The organism is Nitrincola alkalisediminis (genome assembly GCF_009821115.1).
Taxonomy (GTDB): Bacteria; Pseudomonadota; Gammaproteobacteria; order Pseudomonadales; family Balneatricaceae; genus Nitrincola; species Nitrincola alkalisediminis.
In genome coordinates this window covers 70,668-95,262 of the sequence record NZ_VYTY01000012.1, presented here as the reverse complement: position 1 = coordinate 95,262, position 24,595 = coordinate 70,668, and the positions used below count along the sequence as shown (strand labels likewise).

Annotated in this window: 28 protein-coding genes; 23 read left to right on the top strand and 5 right to left on the bottom strand. The window is 47.3% G+C overall.

The genetic code is table 11. The annotated features are described in order from the left end of the window. Nucleotides 1-2: 2 nt before the first annotated feature. Nucleotides 3-1,151: a GNAT family N-acetyltransferase gene (locus F5971_RS15965; protein WP_193495986.1), complete on the bottom strand. Its 1,149-nt coding sequence runs from the start codon at nucleotides 1,149-1,151 to the stop codon at nucleotides 3-5. Between the two features lie 74 nt (nucleotides 1,152-1,225). Here F5971_RS15965 and F5971_RS15960 point away from each other — a divergent pair, with 74 nt between their 5' ends. The 17 genes from F5971_RS15960 (at nucleotide 1,226) to nadA (ending at nucleotide 14,909) form a co-directional block, all read left to right on the top strand. Then, nucleotides 1,226-1,669 carry an HIT domain-containing protein gene (locus F5971_RS15960; RefSeq protein ID WP_036509739.1) on the top strand — a complete coding sequence of 148 codons (444 nt, stop codon included), beginning with the start codon at nucleotides 1,226-1,228 and terminating at the stop codon, nucleotides 1,667-1,669. Between the two features lie 96 nt (nucleotides 1,670-1,765). Further along, on the top strand, nucleotides 1,766-3,529 hold the full coding sequence (aspS, locus tag F5971_RS15955; RefSeq protein WP_036509741.1) for an aspartate--tRNA ligase: 1,764 nt from the start codon (nucleotides 1,766-1,768) through the stop codon (nucleotides 3,527-3,529). Nucleotides 3,530-3,629: 100 nt separating this feature from the next. Then, a complete protein-coding gene (locus F5971_RS15950; RefSeq protein WP_036509743.1) occupies nucleotides 3,630-4,367 on the top strand; it encodes a YebC/PmpR family DNA-binding transcriptional regulator in 738 nt (245 codons plus the stop codon). Between the two features lie 25 nt (nucleotides 4,368-4,392). Further along, nucleotides 4,393-4,908, top strand: coding sequence for a crossover junction endodeoxyribonuclease RuvC (gene ruvC, locus F5971_RS15945; protein ID WP_036509745.1), 516 nt, complete (start codon nucleotides 4,393-4,395; stop codon nucleotides 4,906-4,908). Beyond that, entirely contained in the window at nucleotides 4,905-5,597 is a 693-nt protein-coding gene (locus tag F5971_RS15940; RefSeq protein WP_036509747.1) for a trimeric intracellular cation channel family protein, read from the top strand. The genes ruvC and F5971_RS15940 overlap by 4 nt, the downstream gene beginning before the upstream one ends. A gap of 6 nt (nucleotides 5,598-5,603) precedes the next feature. Then, a complete protein-coding gene (ruvA, locus tag F5971_RS15935; protein WP_193495984.1) occupies nucleotides 5,604-6,227 on the top strand; it encodes a Holliday junction branch migration protein RuvA in 624 nt (207 codons plus the stop codon). A gap of 17 nt (nucleotides 6,228-6,244) precedes the next feature. Continuing rightward, the gene (gene ruvB, locus F5971_RS15930) at nucleotides 6,245-7,258 is read left to right on the top strand and encodes a Holliday junction branch migration DNA helicase RuvB (protein WP_036509749.1); all 1,014 of its coding nucleotides are present in this window, start codon (nucleotides 6,245-6,247) and stop codon (nucleotides 7,256-7,258) included. An 88-nt stretch (nucleotides 7,259-7,346) separates the two neighbouring features. Further along, nucleotides 7,347-7,634, top strand: coding sequence for a TraR/DksA family transcriptional regulator (locus F5971_RS15925; RefSeq protein ID WP_036509751.1), 288 nt, complete (start codon nucleotides 7,347-7,349; stop codon nucleotides 7,632-7,634). 97 nt (nucleotides 7,635-7,731) lie between these two features. Then, nucleotides 7,732-8,175 (top strand): tol-pal system-associated acyl-CoA thioesterase, encoded by a 444-nt coding sequence (gene ybgC, locus F5971_RS15920; RefSeq protein WP_281348328.1) that lies wholly within the window; start codon nucleotides 7,732-7,734, stop codon nucleotides 8,173-8,175. Continuing rightward, entirely contained in the window at nucleotides 8,165-8,842 is a 678-nt protein-coding gene (gene tolQ, locus F5971_RS15915) for a protein TolQ (RefSeq protein ID WP_193495981.1), read from the top strand. Before ybgC ends, tolQ begins: the two co-directional genes overlap by 11 nt. Before the next feature lie 9 nt (nucleotides 8,843-8,851). Then, entirely contained in the window at nucleotides 8,852-9,268 is a 417-nt protein-coding gene (gene tolR, locus F5971_RS15910; protein ID WP_193495979.1) for a protein TolR, read from the top strand. A gap of 10 nt (nucleotides 9,269-9,278) precedes the next feature. Further along, nucleotides 9,279-10,364, top strand: coding sequence for a cell envelope integrity protein TolA (gene tolA, locus F5971_RS15905; RefSeq protein WP_193495977.1), 1,086 nt, complete (start codon nucleotides 9,279-9,281; stop codon nucleotides 10,362-10,364). Nucleotides 10,365-10,367: 3 nt separating this feature from the next. Further along, on the top strand, nucleotides 10,368-11,660 hold the full coding sequence (tolB, locus tag F5971_RS15900) for a Tol-Pal system beta propeller repeat protein TolB (protein ID WP_036509761.1): 1,293 nt from the start codon (nucleotides 10,368-10,370) through the stop codon (nucleotides 11,658-11,660). Nucleotides 11,661-11,709: 49 nt separating this feature from the next. Continuing rightward, nucleotides 11,710-12,231 (top strand): peptidoglycan-associated lipoprotein Pal, encoded by a 522-nt coding sequence (pal, locus tag F5971_RS15895; protein ID WP_036509763.1) that lies wholly within the window; start codon nucleotides 11,710-11,712, stop codon nucleotides 12,229-12,231. Nucleotides 12,232-12,239: 8 nt separating this feature from the next. Further along, the gene (gene ybgF / locus F5971_RS15890) at nucleotides 12,240-13,079 is read left to right on the top strand and encodes a tol-pal system protein YbgF (RefSeq protein WP_193495974.1); all 840 of its coding nucleotides are present in this window, start codon (nucleotides 12,240-12,242) and stop codon (nucleotides 13,077-13,079) included. Between the two features lie 12 nt (nucleotides 13,080-13,091). Next, the gene (queC, locus tag F5971_RS15885; protein ID WP_036509765.1) at nucleotides 13,092-13,778 is read left to right on the top strand and encodes a 7-cyano-7-deazaguanine synthase QueC; all 687 of its coding nucleotides are present in this window, start codon (nucleotides 13,092-13,094) and stop codon (nucleotides 13,776-13,778) included. Between the two features lie 81 nt (nucleotides 13,779-13,859). Next, a complete protein-coding gene (gene nadA / locus F5971_RS15880) occupies nucleotides 13,860-14,909 on the top strand; it encodes a quinolinate synthase NadA (protein ID WP_193495972.1) in 1,050 nt (349 codons plus the stop codon). 46 nt (nucleotides 14,910-14,955) lie between these two features. Here nadA and F5971_RS15875 read toward each other — a convergent pair whose 3' ends face one another. Then, nucleotides 14,956-16,401: a M48 family metalloprotease gene (locus tag F5971_RS15875; protein ID WP_193495970.1), complete on the bottom strand. Its 1,446-nt coding sequence runs from the start codon at nucleotides 16,399-16,401 to the stop codon at nucleotides 14,956-14,958. Between the two features lie 143 nt (nucleotides 16,402-16,544). On the opposite strand from F5971_RS15875, the gene F5971_RS15870 reads away from it, so the two are divergent. Both F5971_RS15870 and F5971_RS15865 read left to right on the top strand, forming a co-directional pair. Beyond that, a complete protein-coding gene (locus F5971_RS15870) occupies nucleotides 16,545-16,781 on the top strand; it encodes a sulfurtransferase TusA family protein (RefSeq protein WP_036509769.1) in 237 nt (78 codons plus the stop codon). Between the two features lie 32 nt (nucleotides 16,782-16,813). Continuing rightward, complete coding sequence (locus F5971_RS15865) at nucleotides 16,814-17,896, top strand: AI-2E family transporter (protein ID WP_036509771.1); 1,083 nt, start codon at nucleotides 16,814-16,816, stop codon at nucleotides 17,894-17,896. Between the two features lie 49 nt (nucleotides 17,897-17,945). On the opposite strand, the gene F5971_RS15860 is transcribed toward F5971_RS15865, so the two are convergent. Beyond that, nucleotides 17,946-18,413, bottom strand: a complete 468-nt coding sequence (locus F5971_RS15860) for a peroxiredoxin (protein WP_036509773.1) — start codon at nucleotides 18,411-18,413, stop codon at nucleotides 17,946-17,948. Nucleotides 18,414-18,593: 180 nt separating this feature from the next. On the opposite strand from F5971_RS15860, the gene dapA reads away from it, so the two are divergent. Genes dapA through F5971_RS15840 form a run of 4 tightly spaced genes read left to right on the top strand, consistent with a single transcriptional unit; the run spans nucleotide 18,594 to nucleotide 22,613 of the window. Continuing rightward, on the top strand, nucleotides 18,594-19,484 hold the full coding sequence (dapA, locus tag F5971_RS15855; protein WP_036509775.1) for a 4-hydroxy-tetrahydrodipicolinate synthase: 891 nt from the start codon (nucleotides 18,594-18,596) through the stop codon (nucleotides 19,482-19,484). Further along, on the top strand, nucleotides 19,481-20,875 hold the full coding sequence (gene bamC, locus F5971_RS15850; RefSeq protein WP_036509777.1) for an outer membrane protein assembly factor BamC: 1,395 nt from the start codon (nucleotides 19,481-19,483) through the stop codon (nucleotides 20,873-20,875). Before dapA ends, bamC begins: the two co-directional genes overlap by 4 nt. Nucleotides 20,876-20,924: 49 nt before the next feature. Continuing rightward, complete coding sequence (gene purC / locus F5971_RS15845) at nucleotides 20,925-21,650, top strand: phosphoribosylaminoimidazolesuccinocarboxamide synthase (protein ID WP_036509779.1); 726 nt, start codon at nucleotides 20,925-20,927, stop codon at nucleotides 21,648-21,650. Between the two features lie 12 nt (nucleotides 21,651-21,662). Next, complete coding sequence (locus F5971_RS15840; protein WP_193495968.1) at nucleotides 21,663-22,613, top strand: 2-hydroxyacid dehydrogenase; 951 nt, start codon at nucleotides 21,663-21,665, stop codon at nucleotides 22,611-22,613. 9 nt (nucleotides 22,614-22,622) lie between these two features. On the opposite strand, the gene F5971_RS15835 is transcribed toward F5971_RS15840, so the two are convergent. Next, nucleotides 22,623-23,243: an RluA family pseudouridine synthase gene (locus F5971_RS15835; RefSeq protein ID WP_036509783.1), complete on the bottom strand. Its 621-nt coding sequence runs from the start codon at nucleotides 23,241-23,243 to the stop codon at nucleotides 22,623-22,625. Next, complete coding sequence (gene rlmD, locus F5971_RS15830; RefSeq protein WP_193495966.1) at nucleotides 23,240-24,580, bottom strand: 23S rRNA (uracil(1939)-C(5))-methyltransferase RlmD; 1,341 nt, start codon at nucleotides 24,578-24,580, stop codon at nucleotides 23,240-23,242. The genes F5971_RS15835 and rlmD overlap by 4 nt, the downstream gene beginning before the upstream one ends. Nucleotides 24,581-24,595: the final 15 nt, after the last annotated feature.

Sequence of the window (24,595 nt, the reverse complement as noted above, 5' to 3'; positions counted from 1 at the left end):
GCTTAGTCCTCTTGTGAATGAGTGTTTTTATGGAAGGGTAGATAGGTTCTTAGGTCATCCTGTTGCGCTCGGATGTGCTGATGTTCCTCTTCTAAAAATTGTGTCAGCGCTGGCTGAAACCCTGTCTCCGCCAGCCAGTGCAATGACCAAGTGTCAACGGGCTCAAAGCCGCGTGCAATTTTGTGCTCTCCTTGAGCCCCAGGATCGAAGCGCTGCAGCCCATGTCGTATTGCGTACTCGATTCCTTGATAATAGCAGGTCTCGAAGTGCAGGCCATCGATCTCTTCTGTAGCGCCCCAGTAGCGTCCAAATAAGGTCGTCGAGCTTTTAAAAAAGAGGGCGCTTGCGATGACTTCCGTGCTTCTTTCGACACTGCACAGCATAAGCTGTTCGGGTAGTTTTTGGACGATTTGTTCAAAAAACGCGCGGTTTAAATAGCCTTTGCGCCCGCGTTTCAAATGCGTGATTTGGTAAAATTGATAAAAATGATTTAAAGCCGTGCTGTCAATTTCATGTCCTTCTAAACAACGAATCCTTAGATTGAGTTTGCTAATTTTATCGCGTTCCTTGCGGATGCTCTTTCGCTTTCGGGACATCATGTGCGCTAAATAGTGTTCAAAGTCAGAGTATTGGCGGTTGAACCAGTGGTATTGGGTGCCGAGTCGAGTGAAAAGCCCTTGGTCTTTACCTATTTGCGTCAACTCAGGCTCGGTAAATAAACCGTGCCATCCGCTGGTGTTAAATGATTCACCTAGTGCTTGGATGGCCTCAATAAATAAGGGTACTATTTTATTGAGTGGGTGATGTGTGCCGATACGTGGACCCGTGGCGGGCGTGAAGGGGATGGCTGTCAGTAATTTGGGATAGTAGGGCAAACCGTAGCGTTGCCAGGCGTCTGCCCAGACCCAGTCGAACACATATTCACCATAAGAGTGTGTCTTGATATACATGGGCATGACAGCAATAAGCTGACGACCCTCATTCATTAATAGATGACAGGGTGTCCAGCCTGTTGAAGGCGATACAGCTGAAGATGCTTCCAGCGCATGTAAGAACTCATGTCGAAGGAAAGGGTAGTCTTGGCCGCATAAATGATTCCAATCCTTAGCACTTATTTCTGAAATGCCTTCAATACTTCTGACTTGATACATAATCACCTATACTGTTTTTTAGATACCCCCCATCCTATACGTATTAAGTGTATTTTTATATCACGGGAGTGAGTATGGACGAGTTAGAGTTAGAGTTTGAACTGCATCCTCGGCTTGAGGCAGATACCTTTATTATGGGGGATTTTCCTCTATGTCGCGTATTGCTGATGAATGACAGCCATTATCCTTGGTTTATTTTGGTGCCCAGAAGAGCTGGTGTAAGTGAGATTTACCATTTATCTGAAGAGGATCAGATCCAGTTGCTGAAGGAATCATCTGTATTGTCTCAGGTTTTAGCTGACTCTTTTTCGGCTCGCAAGATGAATGTAGCTGCATTAGGGAACGTTGTTCATCAGTTGCATGTTCATCATGTCGTTCGGTATGAAGATGACGTCGCTTGGCCAGCCCCTATCTGGGGAGTAGTTGATGCAAATCCTTATTCAGATGAGGAGATTGAGTCAATTCGTCAGCGTATTCATACGCTGCTTGAGGGCGAAATGAGTTTTGCACCTTTCTAAATTGAATCATAGCGCGGACGCTGTCAGGCCCGAGATAATAGGGTATAATCCCGCGCTTATTTGCTTTTACAGTTACGGGAACAGGAACAGTCAATCATGCGCAGCCATTATTGCGGCGATCTTCGCAAAGAACATATCGGCCAAGACATTACTCTCATGGGGTGGGTTCACCGTCGCCGTGATCACGGTGGTGTTATCTTTCTTGATGTTAGAGATCGTGAAGGTATCACTCAAGTCGTGTTTGATCCTGATAGGCACGAGTCTTTCAAGTTGGCAGACAGTGTGCGCAACGAATACGTCATTGAGTTGCGTGGCAGCGTTCGTGCGCGTCCTGCGGGAACTGAAAATAAAGACATGCCAACGGGCGACATAGAGGTTTTGGGTAAAGAACTGCGTATTCTGAACAAGTCAGACACGCCCCCTTTCCAGCTGGATGAACATCAACAAGTTGGTGAAGACGTTCGTTTGCGCAATCGTTTTATTGATTTGCGTCGTCCTGAAATACAGCGTAAGTTGCGTTTTCGTTCACAAATTACGCACTATATACGTAACTATTTAGAAAATAACGGGTTTATTGATATTGAAACCCCTATTTTGACGCGGGCAACACCTGAGGGTGCGCGTGATTATCTTGTTCCTAGCCGTACCCACGAAGGTCATTTCTTCGCGTTGCCACAGTCACCGCAGCTATTTAAACAGTTGCTGATGGTGTCTGGCTTTGACCGCTATTATCAAATAGCAAAGTGCTTTAGAGATGAGGATCTTCGTGCAGATCGTCAGCCAGAGTTTACTCAGATCGATATCGAGACCTCGTTCTTGTCTGAGGATGAAATTATAGCCATCACCGAGACCATGATTCGCGGTTTGTTTAGCGAATTGTTGAATGTCGAGCTGGGTGACTTCCCGCACATGCCATACTCTGAGGCAATGCAGCGTTACGGTTCGGATAAACCTGATTTACGTTTTCCGATGGAGCTTGTCGATGTGGCTGATTTGGTAGCCGCTGTGGACTTTAAAGTCTTTGCAGCGCCTGCTCAGGATCCAAATGGACGAGTCGCTGCGTTGAATGTACCTGGTGGTGCTGAGTTAACGCGCAAGCAAATTGATGATTACACCAAGTTTGTCTCAATTTACGGTGCAAAAGGCTTGGCGTGGATTAAGGTCAATGATCTTGCTCAGGGTGCTGAAGGCCTACAATCTCCGATTGTTAAGTTTTTGGGCGAAGATGTCGCTTTAAAAATAATGGAACGTGTTGGTGCGAAAAACGGAGACTTGGTCTTCTTTGGTGCAGATAAAGCGAAAGTTGTTAATGAAGCACTCGGTGCTCTGCGTTTAAAAGTCGGCGAAGACTTGAAAATGCATCAATGCGAGTGGGCACCTTTGTGGGTTGTCGATTTCCCTATGTTCGAGGACGATGGAAAGGGTGGCTTAACCGCTCTACATCACCCATTTACTTCACCCAATTGCACACCTGCCGAGTTGATTGAGCAGCCTGAAGGCAAGTTGTCTCGTGCATATGATATGGTGTTGAATGGAACTGAGCTTGGTGGTGGATCGGTTCGTATCCATGATCAAGAAATGCAGCGTGCCGTCTTTAAGGTGCTGGGCATTACCGATGAAGAAGCGGAAGAGAAGTTCGGCTTCCTGCTAAATGCATTGCGCTACGGTGCGCCTCCACACGGAGGTTTGGCGTTTGGTTTGGACCGTCTAGTTATGTTAATGACGGGCTCTTCATCCATTCGTGAAGTGATTGCCTTCCCGAAAACCCAAAGTGCAGCCTGTTTGTTAACAGACGCGCCGGGTGAGGTTAGCGCAGCGCAGCTGAGAGAGCTTAATATCAAAGTGCGAAAAGCACCCTGATAGATTCATATGAAATCTTAAAAGGGGTGCTCAGGTGCCCCTTTTTACTTTATACGCGTATTACTTAGAGACGTGTTCGATACGAAAGTGAGGGAGTAGCATGGCAGGTCATTCCAAATGGGCCAATATAAAGCATAGAAAAGCGGCTCAAGATGCTAAGCGTGGCAAGGTGTTCACCAAGCTGATCCGCGAATTGACGGTGGCTGCAAAAGAAGGGGGTGGTGCACCTGAAGACAATCCTCGCCTTAGGGCTGCCGTAGATAAAGCGCTGGGCGCTAACATGAAGCGCGATACAATCGATAAAGCTATTCAGCGTGGAGTGGGTGGCGCCGAAGGTGAAAACTACGATGAGCTGACGTATGAAGGCTATGCGCCAGGTGGTGTTGCGATTCTTGTTGAATGCATGACCGATAATATTAATCGTACGGTGTCGCAGGTAAGGGCTGCTTTTTCTAAACACGGTGGCAATTTAGGAACGAATGGCTCCGTTGCCTACTTGTTCACTAAGCGAGGCCAGATAGTGTTTGAGGCACCTGTCACTGAAGATATGATCATGGATGTTGCCCTTGAGGCGGGAGCAGAAGACATCGTGACCCATGAGGAAGGCACTGTAGAGGTCTTAACCAGCTCGGCAGACTTTATGGATGTTAAGCAGGCGTTGGTGGATGCGGGTTTTGCACCTGTGGACGCTGAGGTTGGCATGGTGGCGTCAACACAGATAGATCTCGATTTGGAAGCCGGGCAAAAGGTTATGCGTTTGCTGGATGTTCTGGAAGATCTTGATGATGTACAGAATGTCTTTCATAACGCCAATATACCGGAAGAGGCAATGGAGTAATGCCTCTTTATACAGAGAGATCTGAATGATTGTGTTGGGTATTGATCCGGGGTCACGGATTACAGGGTACGGTGTGATTAACAGTGTATCGGGTCGAAACGAGTATATTGCCAGCGGCTGTATCCGCATCAAAGGAGATGAGCTGCCGGACCGTTTGCGCCAAGTGTATGCCGGCGTGACGGAAATTATTGAGCGTTACCTCCCCCAAGAGTGCGCCATAGAGCAGGTTTTTATGGCTCGCAATGCAGACTCTGCATTAAAGCTCGGTCAGGCACGTGGAGTGGCGATCGTGGCCGCGAGTAATCAGTCGTTACCTGTCTATGAATACTCGGCAAGAAAAGTAAAGCAGTCGGTAGTGGGCTCAGGCTCCGCTGATAAAACACAAGTTCAACACATGGTTTCGCATATTTTGAAATTACCTGGATTGCCACAAGCGGATGCTGCTGATGCATTAGCGATTGCGCTTTGTCATGCTCATTCTCGTAGCTCTTTATTGAGTGTTGTTACACATCACTCAGGTCGTGGAGGGCGTTGGCGATGATTGAGGTGACAGAGTTTGTCTATTATGCCGATTTGGCGGGTATTGCGGTGTTTGCTGCAACAGGGGTTTTAGCGGCGCAAGGTCGCCAAATTGATATGTTTGGTGTCATTGTGCTGGCAATTGTGACGGCTTTGGGTGGAGGAACGCTGCGAGATCTCTGCTTGAATGCACATCCATTAATTTGGATTGCAGATCCCGTGCTGTTGTGGACGGCCGTGATTGCTGCATTGTTTACCTTTGCAGTATGTCGTTATAGACCTTATCCGCGGCGAGCCTTGCTGACACTCGATGCCGCGGGTCTAGCATTGTTTGCGGTGGCTGGGGCTGAAAAAGCACTGTCGTTGGGTTTTACACCAACCATCGCGGTGGTTATGGCCGTGGTGACGGGCTGCGCGGGTGGGATGATCCGTGATTTAATGACGGTTCGAATCCCCGGTATTTTGCGACACGATGAATTCTACGCGACCTGTGCATTGCTTGGGGCAATATTTTACGTGTCATTGCATGGCATTATTGAGTCGGGTTTGCTCGCCTTAATCACGATCGCCATTATTTTTATCGTTAGAATGCTCGCGATTGTGTTGGAGTTGCGTTTACCTGTCTTTGTTTTGGCGGGTATGGATCATCCACCCCGTTTGCCCCGTCTCTTGCGGCGTTTGTTCAAAAAATCTAAACATCCAGAGGAATGATGCCCCATGATTGGACATTTGCGTGGAATCTTGCTTGAGAAAAATCCTCCCTTTATGTTGTTAGATGTTGCAGGAGTGGGGTATGAAATTGAAGCGTCAATGAATACATTTTATCGGCTACCAGAGGTGGGGAAAGAGGTTTCCTTGTACACTCACATGGTGGTCAGAGAAGATGCGCAGTTGTTGTATGGGTTTGCGGATATTCAAGAAAAAGGGTTGTTTAGGGAGCTGATTAAGACCAACGGCGTTGGGCCTAAATTGGCCATTACAATCTTGTCGGGTACGCAAGGCGATGCCTTTATTCGTTGTGTAGAGTTAGAAGATGTAACGACTTTATGTAAACTTCCAGGTGTGGGTAAAAAAACAGCCGAGCGTCTGATTATTGAAATGAAAGACCGTTTGAAAAAACGTTTTTCATCTGCGCATGATTTGTTGTCTCCTGAAATTAGCACGCCTCAAGTGGAAGTTGAGCGTATGGACAGTCGCTTGGAAGCTGAAAGTGCATTGGCGGCCTTAGGTTATAAGCCTGCTCAGGCAACGAAAGCTGTAGAGCAGGTGTACAAGCAGTTGGGTGCTCAGGCGAGTTCCGAGGATCTGATTCGCCATGCGTTGAAATCGATGATTAGTTAATTGGGAAGTGTGTGCGGATGATAGAAGCAGATCGATTTTTAACGCCTAAGCCTGTCAGTCGAGTCGAGGAAGTTCAGGATCGAACGGTGCGGCCTCAGACGTTGGCGGATTATCAAGGGCAGCCTGTTGTCCGAGAACAGATGGAAATCTTTATTCATGCCGCACGTAATCGTAATGAAGCGCTTGATCATACGTTGATTTTTGGCCCGCCGGGTCTAGGAAAGACCACGCTTGCAAATATCATTGCGAATGAGATGGGGACGCAAATCAAGACAACATCAGGGCCTGTGCTTGAAAAAGCAGGGGATGTCGCTGCAATGTTGACCAACTTGGAAGCGGGCGATATTTTATTCATTGATGAGATACACCGTTTAAGCCCAAATGTCGAAGAAATTCTGTATCCAGCAATGGAGGATTATCAGCTGGATATTATGATCGGAGAAGGTCCGGCGGCTAGGTCAATCAAGATAGAGTTGCCGCCATTTACGCTGGTGGGGGCAACGACACGCGCAGGGTTGCTAACATCGCCGCTGCGAGATAGGTTTGGGATTGTTCAGCGCTTAGAGTATTACTCTGTTGATGACCTTACGTCTATTGTCTCTCGTGCTGCGGCTTTGACGAAAACCCCGATTGATCCTGATGGGGCAAGGGAGATTGCAAAGCGCTCTAGGGGGACGCCACGTATTGCGAATCGATTATTGCGACGTGCAAGAGATTATGCGGAGGTCAAGGGAGATGGTGCCATTACAGCGGCAATTGCTGACCTTGCATTGAATATGTTGAATGTAGATGAGCGCGGCTTTGATCATATGGATCGGCGTATGCTGTTAGCGATGATCGAAAAGTTTGATGGTGGGCCCGTCGGTGTCGATAGTTTGGCGGCTGCCATTAGTGAGGAGCGGGATACGCTTGAAGATGTGCTCGAACCCTACTTGATTCAGCAAGGCTTTATTATGAGAACGCCGCGAGGTCGAGTGGTTACTGATCATGCCTATGCGCACTTCGGTTTGTTAAAAAAGACGTCAGAATAATACGTTTTTCTGACGCTGATCAACGTTTCTTTGATTGTGCTTGTTACTATGGAATCTGAACGTAGCGATTGAGATTCCGGGTGAGATAATGGTTCAGTCAGTGAGGTTATCAGCACGCTCGAATGTTCAAGAAGAGCTAAAGCAGATGCGTCAATATCTGTTGGATGAAAGGGAGTTGTTGCTGCAGTCAAACAGGCAGCTTCCTCCGTCTCTGGAACTTGAGATACGTGAGTGTGAACAGGCGCTGTGCAAATGCGCTGAAGGTCGCTACGGGTATTGTGATTCGTGTGGCGAATCAATAGAATTAAACCGCTTAAAAGCTGATCCTTTGGTGCGATACTGCTTGGCTTGTTCAAGTCGGTATAAAATCGAATAAGGTATGCGAAAAAAATTTCTCTAGAAAGCCCTTTGCCTCTTGTATAAATTTGAGCGGCTGATATTGTGTCGTCTGAATTATGCATATGGTGAGGGTAATGTCATTCACCCTGGAGCAAAGAGTTTATATAGAAGATACAGACTTCGGTGGTATCGTTTATTATGTGAACTACTTGAAGTTCATGGAGCGAGCGAGAACAGAAATGCTTCGTTCGTTTGGATTTTCGCAGCAGTCCTTGTCTGCGGATAATGTATTATTTGTCGTTAGTCAATTGGAGAGCCGATACCTTCAGCCCGCCTGTCTAGATGATGAACTATTAGTCGAAGCTGCAATCGAAGCTTCAGGCGCAGCAAAACTGTTGTTCAAACAGTCAATTCGCCGTAAATCCGATTCCGAATTATTATGTACAGCCCATGTAACGGTTGTCTGTGTGAGTGCTGATTCGAAAAAGCCTCGCAGGCTCCCGAGTGGGCTGAAAATGTGTGTAACAGAAACGATAGAACCCTCTACTGACCGAGCAGGAGTAAAAGGTGCAGGATAAGTTGTCAATTTGGGGCCTTATTTTAGAGGCCAGTTTGGTCGTACAGCTAGTAATGCTGGTGTTGGTATTGGCCTCGTTTTTATCATGGATCATGATTTTTGAGCGTCGAAGTTACATTCGCAACGCGAAACGTTCGATGCAGGAGTTTGATGAGCGCTTTTGGTCAGGGATTGACTTAGGTCAACTCTACCGAGAAGTTAATCATACGCCTAATGATCATTGTGGAACCGAGAATATTTTTAGGGCTGGCCTGCGTGAGTTTACGCGCTTGACCCAAAAAGGCCATGCCGATCCTGATGTTGTGATGGCAGGTGTTCAACGTAGCATGAGGGTCGCTATGTCGCGTGAGCAGGAAAAGATGGAGAAGCATCTCTCCTTTCTGGCGACAGTGGGGTCTACTAGCCCTTATATCGGCTTGTTTGGAACTGTGTGGGGGATCATGAACTCCTTCCGTGGTTTGGCAAATGTAGCACAGGCTACGCTTTCAGCTGTTGCTCCAGGGATTGCAGAGGCATTGATTGCGACAGCAATTGGTCTGTTTGCGGCTATCCCAGCGGTTATAGCGTACAACCGTTTCTCGGCACAAGCCGAAGCCTTAATGGGTAATTATGAAACTTTCGCGGATGAGTTTTCTAGTATCCTTTATCGTCGCGTTCATGCACTGTAGGGGTTGAGCATGGAATGGCGGACGCGTAAAAAACGAAGCTTAAATTCTGAAATAAACGTCGTACCCTATATTGACGTGATGTTAGTACTGTTGATTATTTTCATGGTTACAACTCCAATGTTGACCCAAGGTGTGAATGTGGACTTGCCTCAGGCAAGTGCAGATCCAGTACAAACAGACGATGAAGAGCCATTGATCGTAACCATTGATGCAATGGGGAATTACTACATTAATGTGGGTGGCGATGATCAAGAGGCCGTGTCGGGCGATATTATTCGAGATAGGGTCGAGAAAATATTGAACGTTAATCCGCAAAAGATGCTGTTGGTGCGTGGGGATAAAAAGGTTGAGTATGATCGGATTATTCAATTAATGGTCCTTTTGCAGCAAGCTGGCGCTCCTAGCGTCGGTTTGGTAACTGAATAGGTTTTGTGTTGTGAATAATCGCAATTACATTGTGCCTACGATTTTGGCAACATTTGTCCATTTAGTGGTTGTATTTATCATTGCGGGTCATTGGTTTGATCATGCAAAGCCCGAGCATAAGGTAGCAAGGCAAATTCAAGCGCAGATGATTGATCTGGCGTCTTTAAGTTTGCCGGATGCAACCGCGAGCCAGCAGGTAACGGAAAACAGAAATCAGCAGGCTGTTCAGCAAGAGCAGCAACGGCAAGAGCAGCAACGGCAAGAGCAGCAACGGCAAGAGCAGCAACGGCAAGAGCAGCAACGGCAAGAGCAGCAACGGCAAGAGCAGCAACGGCAAGAGCAGCAGCGGCAAGAGCAGCAACGGCAAGAGCAGCAACGGCAAGAGCAGCAGCGGCAAGAGCAGCAGCGGCAAGAGCAGCAACGACAAGAACAGCAACGACAAGAACAGCAACGGAAGGAAGCCGAGCAGCAGCGCGAGAGAGAGTTAGTGGCTCAGCGCGAGGCGGAGTCAAGGCTAAAAGCGGAACGAGAGCGGCAGGCAGCAGCAGAGGCTGAGCGTAAGCGAGAACAAGAGCTCGCAGCCCAAAAAGCGGCCGAAGAACGTAAGCGCGAAGAAGAGGCACGTAAAGCGGCAGAAGAAAAGCAGCGTCAAGAAGCAGCCGCTCAAGCTGAGCGTCAACGCCAAGAAGAGGCAAGGCAGCGTGAAGCGGCTGAGCAGCAGCGCCGAGCGGCTGAGGAAAAAGCGAAGGCAGAAGCTCAAGCGGCAGCTCAGGCAGCGGCACAGGCGGCTGCAAATGCAGTAATTGGTGACATTGGTAGCTATATTAGTGCAATGTTGACGCAAAACTGGCGTATTCCAGCAACTGCGCGAAATGGGATGGAAACAGTCATTGAGTTGCACTTGATGCCAAACGGTGAAATCAGTGATGTTCGTATTATTAAAAGCAGCGGTGATGCTGCGTTCGATCGATCTGCAGAGCAGGCAGCAAGGCGTACAGAGCGGCTTCCGCGTGTTGCAGAAGTTGAACCTTTATTATTTGAACGGCGCTTGAGACGAACACAAGTCGTATTCAGGCCTGAAGGATTGAGGTGGTAGTCTATGGTTAGAGCAATAGTGTGTGCATTCGTGCTTACGATGAGTACTTGGGTTAGTGCACAGTTGGTCGTAGAAGTTACACAGGGAGTTGACAGTCAGAGTCCTATCGCAATCGTTCCATTTGAATGGCGCGGTGATCAGGCATTAGATGAAGACGTTGCTCGCGTTGTTGAGCAAAACTTGGAAAGAACGGGTTTCTTTAAGGCCTTGGCGCGTGAAAATATGCTGAGTTTTCCAACGGCTCAAAGCCAAGTCTTTTTTCGAGATTGGCGGATGTCGTCTACCGATTATCTTGTGATTGGTCGAATGGAGTCTGTTGGTGGGGATCAGGTTCGCTTAACCTTTGAGTTGTATGATGTTCTTAAAGAGCAAACGATTCATTCTCAGCAGGTCAGTGGTTCTCGCACAAATCTTAGGGATTTGGCTCACTATGTTTCAGATATTCTGTTTGAGCAGCTCACCGGAATTAAGGGTGCCTTTTCGACTCGTCTAGCCTACGTGACGGCTGAAAGTTTAGGGCCAGATCGTCAACGCTTTAGATTGCAAATGTCTGACTGGGATGGCATGCGTCCAAGAACTCTGTTGGAGTCAAGTGAGCCTATTCTGTCACCCGCTTGGTCATTTGATGGAAGTCGACTTGCCTATGTGTCTTTTGAAACATCAAGACCTGCCATCTATGTTCAGCATTTGGCTACGGGGCAGCGTGAACAGGTTCAGTCCTTCCCGGGCCTTAACGGCGCTCCTGCTTGGTCGCCTGACGGTAATCAATTGGCGATGGTATTGTCGAAGGATGGAAACCCAGAAGTGTATGTTCTGAATTTAAGCAGTCGTCATTTAGAACGTATTACCAACAACAGTGCTATTGATACTGAGCCTTTCTGGGCACCGGATGGGCGCTCATTATACTTCACCTCTGATAGGGGTGGTTCGCCACAGATTTATAAGTACAACTTTAATACCCGCGCAGTTGAGCGAGTGACCTTTGAAGGTAACTACAACGCTGCGGGAAGGCTTACTCAGGATGGTCGCTTTTTAGCGATGGTGCATCGGGGAAGCTCGCGCCGTTTTCAGATAGCCGTTCAGGACCTACAGAATGGTCGTCTGGATATTTTGACCAACAGCGATTATGATGAGTCGCCAAGTATAGCTCCAAATGGTACCATCATCATCTATGCAACTCAGCAGGGATCAAGAGGCGTTCTTGGTGCTGTTTCAATTGATGGAAGAGTGCGTTTTAATATGCCTGTTCCGCAAGGGGACGTTAGAGAGCCTGCGTGGTCGCCTTTTCTTAGATAAACTGATATTCAATAATTGATTGGGTCTGAGACCCGCTTGGGAGAAAAAAATGCGTTCAACTAACTTAAGTAAAGCTTTGGCGTTGGCGGCCGTTATGGCTTTTGCTGCAGGCTGTGGTTCAAAGAGCACCAAAACGGATTCAGGTGCAATGGGTTCTGACGCGGCAGGCGGTGCAGCGGCTTATGGATCTGGCACTGGATCTGATGTTTCTGGTGGTAGCTGGGCTGATGTTGCAAACCTTCGTACTGTTTTTTACTTTGACTTTGATCGCTCTGTGGTAAGACAGGATGGTTTCTCTGATCTTGAAGCGCATGCGCGTTACTTGTCACGTAACCCATCAGCGTCTGTTCGTTTGGAAGGTCACGCTGATGAGCGTGGTACTCGTGAATACAACATGGCACTGGGCGAGCGTCGTGCGCAAGCTGTTGAGCGTTTATTGATTGTAAACGGTGCGAATGCACGTCAAATCGAGACCATCAGCTACGGTGAAGAGCGTCCAGCTGTATCTGGCAATCACGAAGGTGCTTGGTCACAAAACCGTCGTGTTGAGCTGAAATACGTTAGTCGATAAATAACACTATGAGACACTTACTACGATCAGCCATCCTTATTGCCCTTTATCCTGTCGCCATGCACAGCATGGCACAAGTACCTGTTTTGCAAATCAGTGGCGTCAGTTCAGATCCAAGCCAGGATCTTTACCAGTCAAGCCAGTCTGAAATGGTACAGGTATTATTTCAGTTACAGGAAGAGGTGCGGCAGCTTCGCGGAGAGTTAGAAACGATGCAGCATAAAGTGGATCGTTTAGAGACTGACTCTAGAGATCGCTACCGTGATGTCGATCGTAGGATAAGTGTGCTCATGCAAGCGGCTCTTGAAAACGAAGATGCCGCTCTCTCGGCTGGAGGAGCGGCGCTGCCGCCTCCTTCGGTTGATATGGGGTCTGAATCAACAGCAACACCACCCTCTATAGCCTCAACCTCCAGCACATCCAGTCCGGCTTCGACGTCATCTCAGTCTGCTCAAGCGGGTTCGGGTTTGGTGAGTGATCAGGCGGCGTATGCGAGTGCTTTCGAGTTGGTGCGGGAGCGTAAGTTTGATGAAGCCTTAAAGGCATTTGAAGCGTTTGTAGTGACCTATCCAAATAAGGATAGCACGGCTAACGGGTATTATTGGATAGGCGAGCTTCACTTAGCTCAACAAAATCCAGAAAAAGCTAGAACAGCTTTTGAGAAAGTGATGGTTGATTTTCCATCCCACCATAAAATTCCTGATACCCTCTATAAATTAGGGGTAACCTATTCTCAGTTGGGCGAGCATGAGCGTGCTCGTAATGTGTTGAGTTTAGTCATTTCTGAGTATCCGCAAAGTACTGCGGCCTCCTTGGCTCAACGGTTTAGACCAGCAGCTAATAATTAAGGCTATAGATCCATGTTAGAAAAAAAACGTGCAGTAGTGTTGTTGTCTGGCGGTCTAGACTCGGCAACCGTGTTGGCCATTGCCAAAAATAGTGGCTATGAATGTTACGTTTTGAGTTTTGATTACGGTCAGCGCTCCCTGACGGAGTTGAATGCGGCTCGTCGTGTGTCTGAGTCTTTGCATGTTGCTGATCACAGGGTTTTACGTTTGAACCTTGAAGATTTTGGTGGATCAGCACTGACGGATCACAGTCTGCAAATGCCAGAGGAAGGGGAGCAGCCAGGTATTCCTCTTACTTATGTGCCCGCTCGTAATACGGTTTTTTTATCCCTGGCCTTAGGTTGGGCAGAAGTATTAGATGCGCAGGCAATCTTTATAGGGGTGAATGCGGTTGATTATTCCGGTTATCCTGATTGTCGTCCTGAGTTTATTAAAGCCTTCCAAGATATGGCTGCGTTAGCAACCCGTCAAGGTGTTGAGGGGCAGCCTATACGCATCGAAACTCCTTTGATTAATTTGACTAAGGCAGAGATTATTCGTCAAGGATTAGCGCTTGGCTTGAACTATGCTGCAACTGTGTCTTGCTACCAAGCGGATGACGAAGGCAGGGCTTGCGGTCGTTGCGACAGTTGTCGTTTACGTGCGAAAGGCTTTGCTGATGCGGGTGTGGCAGATCCGACGCTCTACTCCCCACGCTAGTCGATTATCTTTAGTTAAGTCATGTGGTATTATTTGTCTTTTGGTCTTTGTGACCAGTCCTCATAGTTTTCGGATTGATAAATGACACGTAATCATGATTTCTCAGATCGTATTCTTGTGCAGGAGCATTTTGCTCAAGAGCACTTGCCCTCTGCAATGAGTCTGGACGAAGCAAATCAATTAAAAGAAGAAATTAAATCATTACTGAACGAGAAAGATGCTTGTTTAGTTGCCCATTATTATACCGATCCTGTCATTCAGCAATTGGCTGAAGAAACGGGAGGCATCGTATCTGATTCACTCGAAATGGCTCGATTTGGTAGTCGCCATAATGCCTCGACGCTTCTGGTCGCTGGGGTAAAGTTTATGGGAGAGACGGCTAAAATCATCAGCCCTGAAAAGCGCATTTTAATGCCAACCTTAGAAGCAACCTGTTCTTTAGACATAGGGTGCCCTATTGATGAGTTTTCGGCGTTCTGTGATGCACATCCCGATCATGTCGTAGTGGTATATGCAAATACATCGGCGGCGGTTAAGGCTCGAGCGGATTGGGTGGTGACCTCAAGTATTGCACTCAAAGTCGTCGAGCATTTGGCAGAGCAGGGCGAAAAGATCATTTGGGCACCAGACAAACACCTAGGGGATTATGTACGACGTGAGTCAGGTGCTGACATGCTTCTGTGGGATGGTGCTTGCATTGTTCATGAAGAGTTTAAAGCAAAGGGTGTGATGGATCTTAAAAAAATCTATCCCGATGCGGCCGTGCTAGTGCACCCAGAGTCGCCAGAGGCAGTCGTTGCTTTGGCTGATGTGGTGGGCTCAACCAGTCAGTTAATTAACGCAGCGGCAAGCATGAACAACCCGATGTTTATCGTCGCAACCGATCGCGGTATTTTTTATAAAATGCAGCAAGCGGCTCCAAATAAAACCTTTATTGAAGCGCCGACAGGTGGCACAGGCGCAACCTGTCGCAGCTGTGCACATTGCCCATGGATGGCAATGAATGGCTTAGAAAATATTCGTAACGCGCTTCGCGACGGTCAAGATGAGGTCTATGTCGACTCGGACTTGATTCTGAAGGCGCGGGTTCCTTTGCAGCGAATGCTGGATTTTCCAGTTAAAAAAGCCTAACGGAATTTGGCCACTCAGGATGTCTGTTGCGCAGTGGCCATTCTTTTTAAAAATCTTCTTTCATTTGTCGTCTAATTTCGTGGATTTCTGCTTCTTTTCGATCAAGTCTAGCTTGATCTGTTGGGCTTATATTGCGTTCGCGTCTAGCAAACTCGACCTGTCGTATCGCACTGTCAAAGTTGCCAGTCAGTAAAAAATACTCAATTCGAGCGTCATGTACGCCCGCTATATTGCCCACTAAGCCTTCAGCCTCAGCAAGCTCATACCATGTCTCAACATCATTGGGATGGTCGCGAACAATCTGTTTGTATACAGCTGTTGCTTCTTGCGCTTGCCCAGATTCACGAAGTACTTTGGCGTGAAGTTTTAAAATAGGCAGCGATCCGGCGTAGAGTCGGAGCAGTTGCTGGCTTTCAGTTAAAGCTTGGGTGAGTTCTTGGCGTTTTAACAGCAGTTCAACATAGCTGGCTCGTATGTACATATGTTGCCGCCATTGTGGCGATAACGCTTGAAAATGCACATGTGCTTGTTCAAGTTGCCCTATACGTGTTGCTGCCAGCATCGCACCATAGTGATTGAGGTCGCTGGGCTCTGACTGAGCAAGTGTTTGAAAATTTCTATAGATATCATTGGCTTGGTGCGCATAATGGACTTGCATGCGCGTTCGGATGATATCAAAGTCAGGAGAGTAGGGTCTTGCTCGCGGTGTAGGTAATGCAGCGGCTCTGTTGAGGGAGTCTGCGATTCGGGCTTCAGTAACAGGATGGCTAAGTAAAAATTCAGGCATGCGCTGTCCGTAGAAGCGATAATTTCGTTGCAAGCGTGAGAACATTTGCGGCATTGCATGAGGGTCACGACCAGCGGAGACCAGGTTTTGCATGCCGACTCGGTCTGCCTCTTCTTCATTGCGTCGGCTGAAGGCAAGTTGTGACTGAGCCGATGCGGCCATTGTCGAGGATAATACGGCGGTTCCTCCTTGAGTGTCTGCGGCTGCAATCAGAATGCCCGCTAATATGCCTGCGAGAACCATTGGTCGATTGCGGCGTTCCTCCTCAATCCGTTGTGCAAAATGCCGCTGACTTAAGTGTGCCAATTCATGCGCTAAAACGGATGCGAGCTCATCCTCATTTTCAGACGCAAGGATAAGGCCCCCGTGCACACCGACAATACCTCCGGGAACAGCAAAGGCATTAAACGTTGGGTTGTCGACCATCACTAACTCTAGACGCCTGTCATTGATTTGGCTATGAGGCACTAAGTCCCAAAGTAAATCATCTACATAATGCCAAGTGAGCGGGTCGGATAGTAATGGGGCTTGCCCTCTTAGCATTCGAACCCAGTTTCGTCCTAACCGATACTCGCTATCCAGCGTCACAGATGAAGATAAACTATCGGACAGGGTTGGTAGCGATGATTGGGCTATCACCTTTGGCGATAACAAAGGATGAAACAGCATTCCACTGATTAGAGTCGCAATTAGCAAATGTTTCAACTGTAACCTCCCAAGGTTAGGGGTGAATAGGAGATAAGGTTGTAATAAATAAAGGTTGTAATACTATACAGAGCATAAAATAGTACTATGATGGCGTGCCTTTCATTATATCGTCAGCTATTTGTCATTCGAGGGTCATTTTCATGCATCAACATACCATAGACCAGCGCTTAGATACATCCGGTCTGCATTGTCCACTGCCGCTATTAAAGGCTAAGCAGGCCTTAAATAAGATGTTGGCAGGTCAGGTCTTAGAGGTTATCGCAACTGACTCAGGATCCGTTAGAGACTTTGATGTCTATGTTCAACAGTCAGACCATTCGATGCTAGAAACGTTCACGCAGGAGGGAACCTATGTTTACATTATACGCCGTGGGTAAAGGTGAGCTTGCCATTAGTAGGAGATGCCAGCATGCTTAATATTCTGAAAAAGTGGATACATCGTTATTTTTCAGATGAAGAAGCATTGCTGTTCTTTTTCTTGTTGGCAGTGGGGTTGGTTGTCATTCTGACCTTAGGTAAAGCTTTGGCTCCAGTGTTCTTTAGCATTATTCTGGCCTTTTTGATGCAGGGAGGCGTGAATCGTCTCAGTCCGTATTTACCTAAGAAAGTCGCGGTTTTTGTAGTTTTTGTCAGTTTTATGGCCATGTTTTTGGCCTTTATGTTGTTTATCATGCCGCAGGTTTGGCGTCAGTTGATTACGCTGTTAAATGAGGCGCCACGAATGGTCATGGAGGTGCAAAATGTTCTGATTTTGTTGCCAGAGCGCTATCCTGATCTGGTGTCTGAACAGCAAATCAGGCAGTTCATTGCCATGGCTGCAAATGAGATAGGTAAAGCTTGGCAGTGGGCGCTGACCTTCTCCTTGCATTCGATTACCAATATTGTCGCACTGCTTATTTATTTGATTTTAGTTCCTATTCTAGTGTTCTTCTTCCTTAAAGATGGAGATCATTTGACTCAGAGTTTGACCGCGTATCTACCTGATAAGCGCGATATGATGCGTCGGATTTGGACCGAAATGGATGCTCAAATAGCCAATTATGTTCGAGGGAAAGTGATCGAAATTCTGATAGTGGGTGCGGTCTCATTTGTCGTATTTAAGTTTCTTGGATTAAATTACGCGGCGCTTTTGGCGCTCATGGTGGGTCTGTCGGTTGTCATACCCTACATAGGTGCAGCATTGGTGACATTGCCCGTTGCAGGTGTTGCCTTTTTCCAATGGGGGTGGGGTGGTGAGTTTATTACCCTGATGATCGCTTATTTTGTCATTCAAGCCTTAGATGGTAACGTGCTTGTTCCCATTTTATTTTCCGAGGCTGTGAATTTGCACCCTGTCTCCATCATAGTGGCTGTTTTATTGTTCGGAAGCATATGGGGAGTGTTGGGTGTCTTCTTTGCGATTCCATTGGCGACTCTTATTAAGTCAATCGTCAATGCTTGGCCAAACGCAATGGAGTTGCATGTGGCTCAGATTGAAAAGGAGTCTGAGTGATTCATGTACAGCCGACTGCTCGCCTGAGTCGGCTGTGCTTCTGGAAGGGTTAAAGTATTTTGGCCGCTTCAAGAACCTCAGCCGCATGGCCAGCGACTTTTACCTTTCTCCACTCTTGGCGTAAAACCCCCTCCTTGTCCACTAAGAATGTACTTCTTTCAATACCGAGTGATTCTTTGCCATACATTTTTTTTAATTTAATGACATCAAAGAGCTGGCAAAGTGTTTCGTCTGCGTCACTAATCAACTCGAAGGGGAAAGACTGTTTTGCCTTGAAATTTTCATGGCTGCGAAGGCTATCACGTGAAACGCCGAAAATCTCAGTGTTCGCTTCTTGAAAGGACGAATACAGATCTCTGAAATCTTGGCCTTCGGTTGTGCAGCCTGGAGTGCTGTCTTTGGGGTAAAAATAGATCACCCAGTTGCGCCCTTTAAGATCATTTAGCGCAATGGTTTTATCGCTTGTGGCGGTGGCTGTAAAGTCGGGAATGGGTTCGTGCAGCTGTACGGTTGACATATTTTGTCCTCTTGATAAAAAACCTTAACTAAAACGCCCTTTCTACTACGCTTCGGGGCCCTTATTCGTTTAGAATGGAATAAACAATAGCAAAAGCAGGATGATATATTAACCCTGTGAGTTGCGTGGTCGGTATGGACCCCCTAGCATACCCTGATATAAAGACAAGTGGAGAATAAAATGATTCGCGGCAGTATCGTAGCCCTAGTAACCCCGATGTTAGAAAATGGCGATGTTGATTGGGTTGCGCTCAAAAAGCTTGTCGAGTTTCATGTTGAAAAGGGAACCGCATCCATTGTTGCCGTCGGAACAACGGGAGAGTCGGCTACCTTGGATTGTGAAGAGCATACAAAAGTTATTCAATTTATTGTGAATGAAGTGGCAGGGCGTATCCCCGTGATTGCTGGAACAGGTGCGAACTCCACACGTGAAGCCATTGCTTTAACGCGTGACGCAAAGGCCGCTGGAGCGGACGCCTGTTTGTTGGTGACACCGTACTACAACAAACCCACTCAGGAAGGACTCTATCAACATTACAAGGCAATAGCGGAAGCCGTTGATATCCCTCAAATACTGTATAATGTCCCTGGAAGAACAGCCTGTGATATGCTTCCAGAAACCGTTCTGCGCTTAGCCGAAATTGACAATATTGTCGGTATCAAAGAAGCAACGGGTAATTTAGAGCGTGCTCGGTACTTAATTGAATCAACACCCGATGATTTTGCTGTTTATTCGGGTGATGATGTCACAGCAATAGAGCTGATTTTACTGGGTGGTGATGGAAATATTTCGGTGACCGCGAACGTTGCGCCTGCCGAGATGTCTGAATTGTGCCGTCTTGGTTTGGAAGGGCGTGCAGATGACGCTCGTGCGTTGCAGCTCAAATTGATGCCAATGCATACAAAGCTCTTTGTGGAAGCCAATCCTATCCCGGTAAAGTGGGCAATGGCTGAAATGGGACTCATGGAAGGAGGTATTCGTTTGCCCTTAACTCCTTTGTCTGAGCCCTATCATGAAGTGGTGCGGAACGCATTGATTGAAAGTGGAATCTCATTAAAGGTTAACTCATGAGAAAAGTTCGTTTATCTACCGTGATGACAGGCACTTTGCTTCTGTCTATCGGCGGATGCAGCATGGTAGAAAAAAATCCAATTTATGGTGAGCATGCGATTATTCGAGATCGAAGCCAAGACTATACTTTGGCTGAGGGGGGGCAGCGTTTGCAAATCCCTGACCATATCCGTGCTCGACCGATGCAGGATCAGTTGACCGTTCCTGATGTAGGGTTGGTCGGTACACAGAGTCAAGAGCGCTTTCAGGTGCCGAGGCCAGAGTTCTTTTATTCTGAGCCAGGTTCCGAGACAGTCAATTTGCAGCGTTTTGATGGTGATCGGGTCATCATTGTTGATGAGCCGATCGCGGATGTATGGCAAAAGGTTGTTGATTTCTGGGAGTTTAACGGCGTAAATATTGCCCGCAAGGATCCTAGAATGGGCACAATTGAGACAGAGTGGATCCGAACAGATGGGCGTGATTACAGCTTCATGGATCGCTGGATTAAGCGATTAACCCTTCAAGGCTTAGAAGGGCCGTCTGATAATAAAATTAGAGTCAGTGTGCGGCCTGATCCGGAGGACTATGCTCGGACTTCTATTCGTATGCAGCATGTACAGTTTGCTCAAGGCGCTGTTCCTGCGAATGTCGATTGGGATGCAAGCGTTGCCGATATAAGCTATCAGTCCGAGATGATGTTTGAAATGCTGCGATATCTCAGTCGCACCTCTGCTCAGCCGACGGCGCAAAGCCTTTTGGCGCTTGAACAACGTCAGCGCAGTCGTCCACAATTAGGACGTGACTCACGAGGCAATCCTGCATTACGCATTAGTACTGATGCACAAACTGCATGGGGGTTGCTAGATGCTGCTGTTGATGCTTCTGGATTTGATGTTGGGACTCGGGATGAAAGAGCCGGTATCTTTTATCTGACCTACACCACGTCAACGCCTTTTGATGATACTCAGAAAATGGGCTTCTTTGAGTGGCTTCATTCTGACCGCGGTGATATCAAGTTGAATACTAATATCATTACGAATGCATTGGGCTTATCGAATGATACGCCTGAGGGAAATGTTCGTTATAGTTCGGAAGGTATGGGAGCAGCTAGTCGTTCTCCCGAAGAAATTGCACTCGATTTGAATGACCCTGATAACCCTGCAAATCAGCAGGGCTATAAAATCTGGTTGGGTGGTCGAGTCTTGTATGTTTTCGGCAGTGGTCAAAGTGGTTTCTTTAACCGAAACACTGGAGAGGTTGAGCATACAGGTCGCTATCAAGTGAAGCTGAATCGGATGCGTCAGGGTGTCATGGTTACTGTGCTGAATGACCAGGGAATCGAAGCCCCTGGCATTGTTGCTGAAGAAATTCTCTGGCAGATCAAAGATCAGTTGCCACAGGGTATTTAATGATTTTATTCCCAGCCTCGAAAGAGGCTTGGGTAGGTGGAGACAATAGATGGAAAAGCGCGAGGAGCTTTACTCAGGTAAGGCTAAGTCTGTTTACAGCACAGACAACCCAGATTTAATGGTCATGTTGTTCAGAGATGACACGTCAGCATTTGATGGTAAAAAAGTAGAACAGCTTAACCGAAAAGGCATGGTAAATAACAAGTTCAATGCTTTTGTGATGCAAAAACTTGCCGCTGCTGGTATACCGACACATTTTGAAGCGTTGTTGTCTGATACGGAAAGTCTGGTCAAACGCTTAGACATGATGCCGATTGAGTGCGTTGTTCGCAACTTGTCAGCTGGGTCTATTTGTCGTCGTTTAGGTGTTGAAGAGGGGTTGGAGTTGAACCCACCGACATTTGAAATGTTTCTTAAAAATGATGCGCTGGGGGATCCGATGATCAATGAATCCCACATCGTTTCATTTGGTTGGGCAGATATTAAATATATCGAGAAAGCAAAAGATCTGACCTTTAGAGCCAACGCAATCTTGAAAAAAATGTTTGCCGATGCGGGTATCCTGTTAGTGGATTACAAGCTAGAGTTTGGTTTGTACAAAGGGGAAGTGGTTCTTGGGGATGAGTTCTCTCCGGATGGTTGCCGTCTGTGGGATAAAGAGACCCGTGCTAAAATGGACAAGGATCGCTTCCGTCAAGGTTTGGGCGGTGTTATCGAGGCCTACGAAGAGGTGGGGCGTAGACTAGGCATTGACTTTGATGCTCCTGTTAAATAGTTAGGTTGGATTATGCGCATTGTCTTTCTGGATACACTTGGGCTTGATGATCTTGATTTAAGCTTATTGCAAACACATGCCACTTCATGGGATACGTATCAAAAAACGGATATCCATCAGGTTGCTGAGCGCATAGCAGGTGCTGACATTATTATTACAAATAAGGTCGTCATTACTCAGGAAGACATGCAGGCAAATCCAAGCTTACGATTAATCTGTGTTATAGCAACCGGCCTCAATAACGTTGATTTGCAAGCGGCAAGTCGTTTGGGTATCGCTATATGCAATTGCCAAGCCTATGGTACGGATTCTGTCGCCCAGCATGTGATGATGCTGATGTTGGCCTTGCATACGCGTTTATTAGATTACCATCGAAGCGTTCAAGCGGGTGACTGGAACCGTTCGTCTCAGTTCTGTCTACTGGATTACCCCATATTTGAGCTTAAAAACCGTACGCTCGGTATTTTGGGGTATGGTGTGTTGGGGGCTGAAGTCGAGCGCTTGGCGCGAGCATTTGGTATGCGGGTGCTCATTGCTGAGCGCCCCGGAGAGGCGGTTGCTCGCCTAGGCAGGGTGGCTTTAGATGAAATGTTGCCACAAATAGATGTGTTGACGCTTCATTGTCCGTTAACGGATGAAACACGAAATATTATCAATGCTGAGCGTATTGCACGTATGAAGCCAGGCAGCTTTATTGTCAATGCTGCTCGGGGCGGTATTGTCAATGAGCAAGACCTTGCAGATGCTTTGCGCAGTGGGCATTTAGGTGGTGCTGCCACTGATGTACTGTCGCAAGAACCACCACGTATGGGAAATGTGCTACTGGATTCCTCTATTCCTAACCTAATAGTGACTCCTCATTCCGCATGGGGAAGTCATCAAGCAAGAACGCACTTGGTTGAGCAGACCGCCGAAAATATTGCGTCCTTTATCAAGGGTGCACCTGTACGCCAAGTGAACTAGCCTGTCACATTAAAAGGGGCACTCTGACGAGAACTCGAGCCAGTCTTGGGTTACAGGGTGTCGTAATGTCAACTGGTCAGCGTGAAGCATCATTCTAGGAAATGCTGTGTGTTGACTTTCCGGGGTGTAGAACACATCACCGAGTATAGGGTGGCCAATTGATAATAAGTGCACGCGCAGCTGGTGAGAGCGTCCAGTGTGAGGGTATAACAACAGGCGACTTGAGGATTCAGCTCTCTCGATACACTTCCAGTGTGTTTCGGATGGCTTGCCAATGTCGTGGTCGACTTTCATTAAAGGGCGGTTATCCCAGTCCTGTGTGAGTGGTAAAGAAATGTCTCCTTCATTGTCTTTCACAACGTGATGCACGAGCGCTTGATAGCGCTTTTTGGGAACCCTATTTTGAAACTGAATGCTTAAATGGCGATGTGATTCAGCATTGCGCGCCAGTACGATGAGGCCTGATGTGGAAAAATCCAAACGATGCACAATGCGTATACCCGGAAATTCCAGTTGTAATCGACTGACAAGGCAGTCTTTTTTGGCCTCACCAATACCAGGAACCGAAAGCAATTCGTGAGGTTTAGAAACCACCACCATTTCATCGTCAGCAAAAATAATTTCAATCATTTAGATCGCTCAAATAGGGCAACCGACTCAATATGAGCAGTGTTAGGAAACATGTCTAAAACCGTAAAACGTGAAAGTTGATATCCTGCAGCGCAGAGCACTTGGGTGTCGCGCGTTAGGGCGGCAGGGTTGCAGGCAATGTAAAGAATTTTCTTTGCCTTCTTAGAGGCAATTTGGCTGACAAGAGCGTGTGCACCTGATCGAGGCGGATCAAGTAAAATCATGGTGATGGGCTCTTTGAACCAGAATGCGTGACTGACATCAGAGCTCAGGTCTGCACAGTAAAAAACGGTATTATGGATTTGATTCTTGTCTGCATTGTCTTGGGCTTGTTTTACCATCGACATCATCCCTTCAACGCCTATTGCTTTGTGGGCCTTTTTAGCAAGCGGTAGCGTGAAGTTGCCAAGGCCACAAAATAAGTCCAATACATAATCCTCAGCACTGGGTTGTAGCCACTCCAGTGCAAGTTGAATCAGTGCTTGGTTGATCTGGCTGTTTACTTGCAAGAAGTTGCCAGGTTTGAAGCTCAGTTCGACTTCAGGCGACGGGCGGTAGGTTAGCGCCGGATAGTTGCTTTGTACTGGCGATAGATTGCCATCGTTGTCTTCCACCCAGCCTTGTAGATTTAGATCATTGCAAAGGTTGATCATTGCGGACATGAATGAATTCGTGGGCTTGCGAGTGACTCTAAACGTTAGCGCCCCTGAGTCATCTCCCAACAGCGCGTCAATATGCGTTAAGGATTTGTTATCTGGCTGCTCAGAAAAATAATGGCGTGTGAGTTCAAATACCCGTTCAAGGCGTGTATCGAGAACTGGGCAAGTCTCTATATTGACAAGTTTGGAGCTTTGTCTGCGTCTAAAGCCCACCACTAGACTTTGATCGCGTTGCAAACGATTAACACCAATTCGTGCGCTACGACGATAGTTAAATGAAGGCGAGGGTATGGCGTTATCCATGTGTATGGGTTGACACTGTGCAAATCGCTGCAATTGATCCAGCACTAGTGCATATTTTAAGCTAAGGGCCTTTTGAGGGTTTAAATGCTGCAGGTCACAGCCACCACAGAGCTGGTAATGATCACAGGGGGGGGTTTGACGATCAGGGCTTGCGCTGAGTACCTCAAGGGTCTCTGCCTCATCAAACCGTTTGTGCTGAGCTGTGATTCTTGCCACAATTTGCTCATTGGGCAAGGCGCCGCGCACAAAGACAGTTTTGCCATCTAGATGACTAATACCTCTTCCTTCAATGCTGAGGTGGCTGATGGATAGTTCGACTGGAGTAGCAGAGAGGGTCGGCTTAGATGGTTTTTTTTGACGATTTAAATGGCGCATACCGAATTCCTTAAA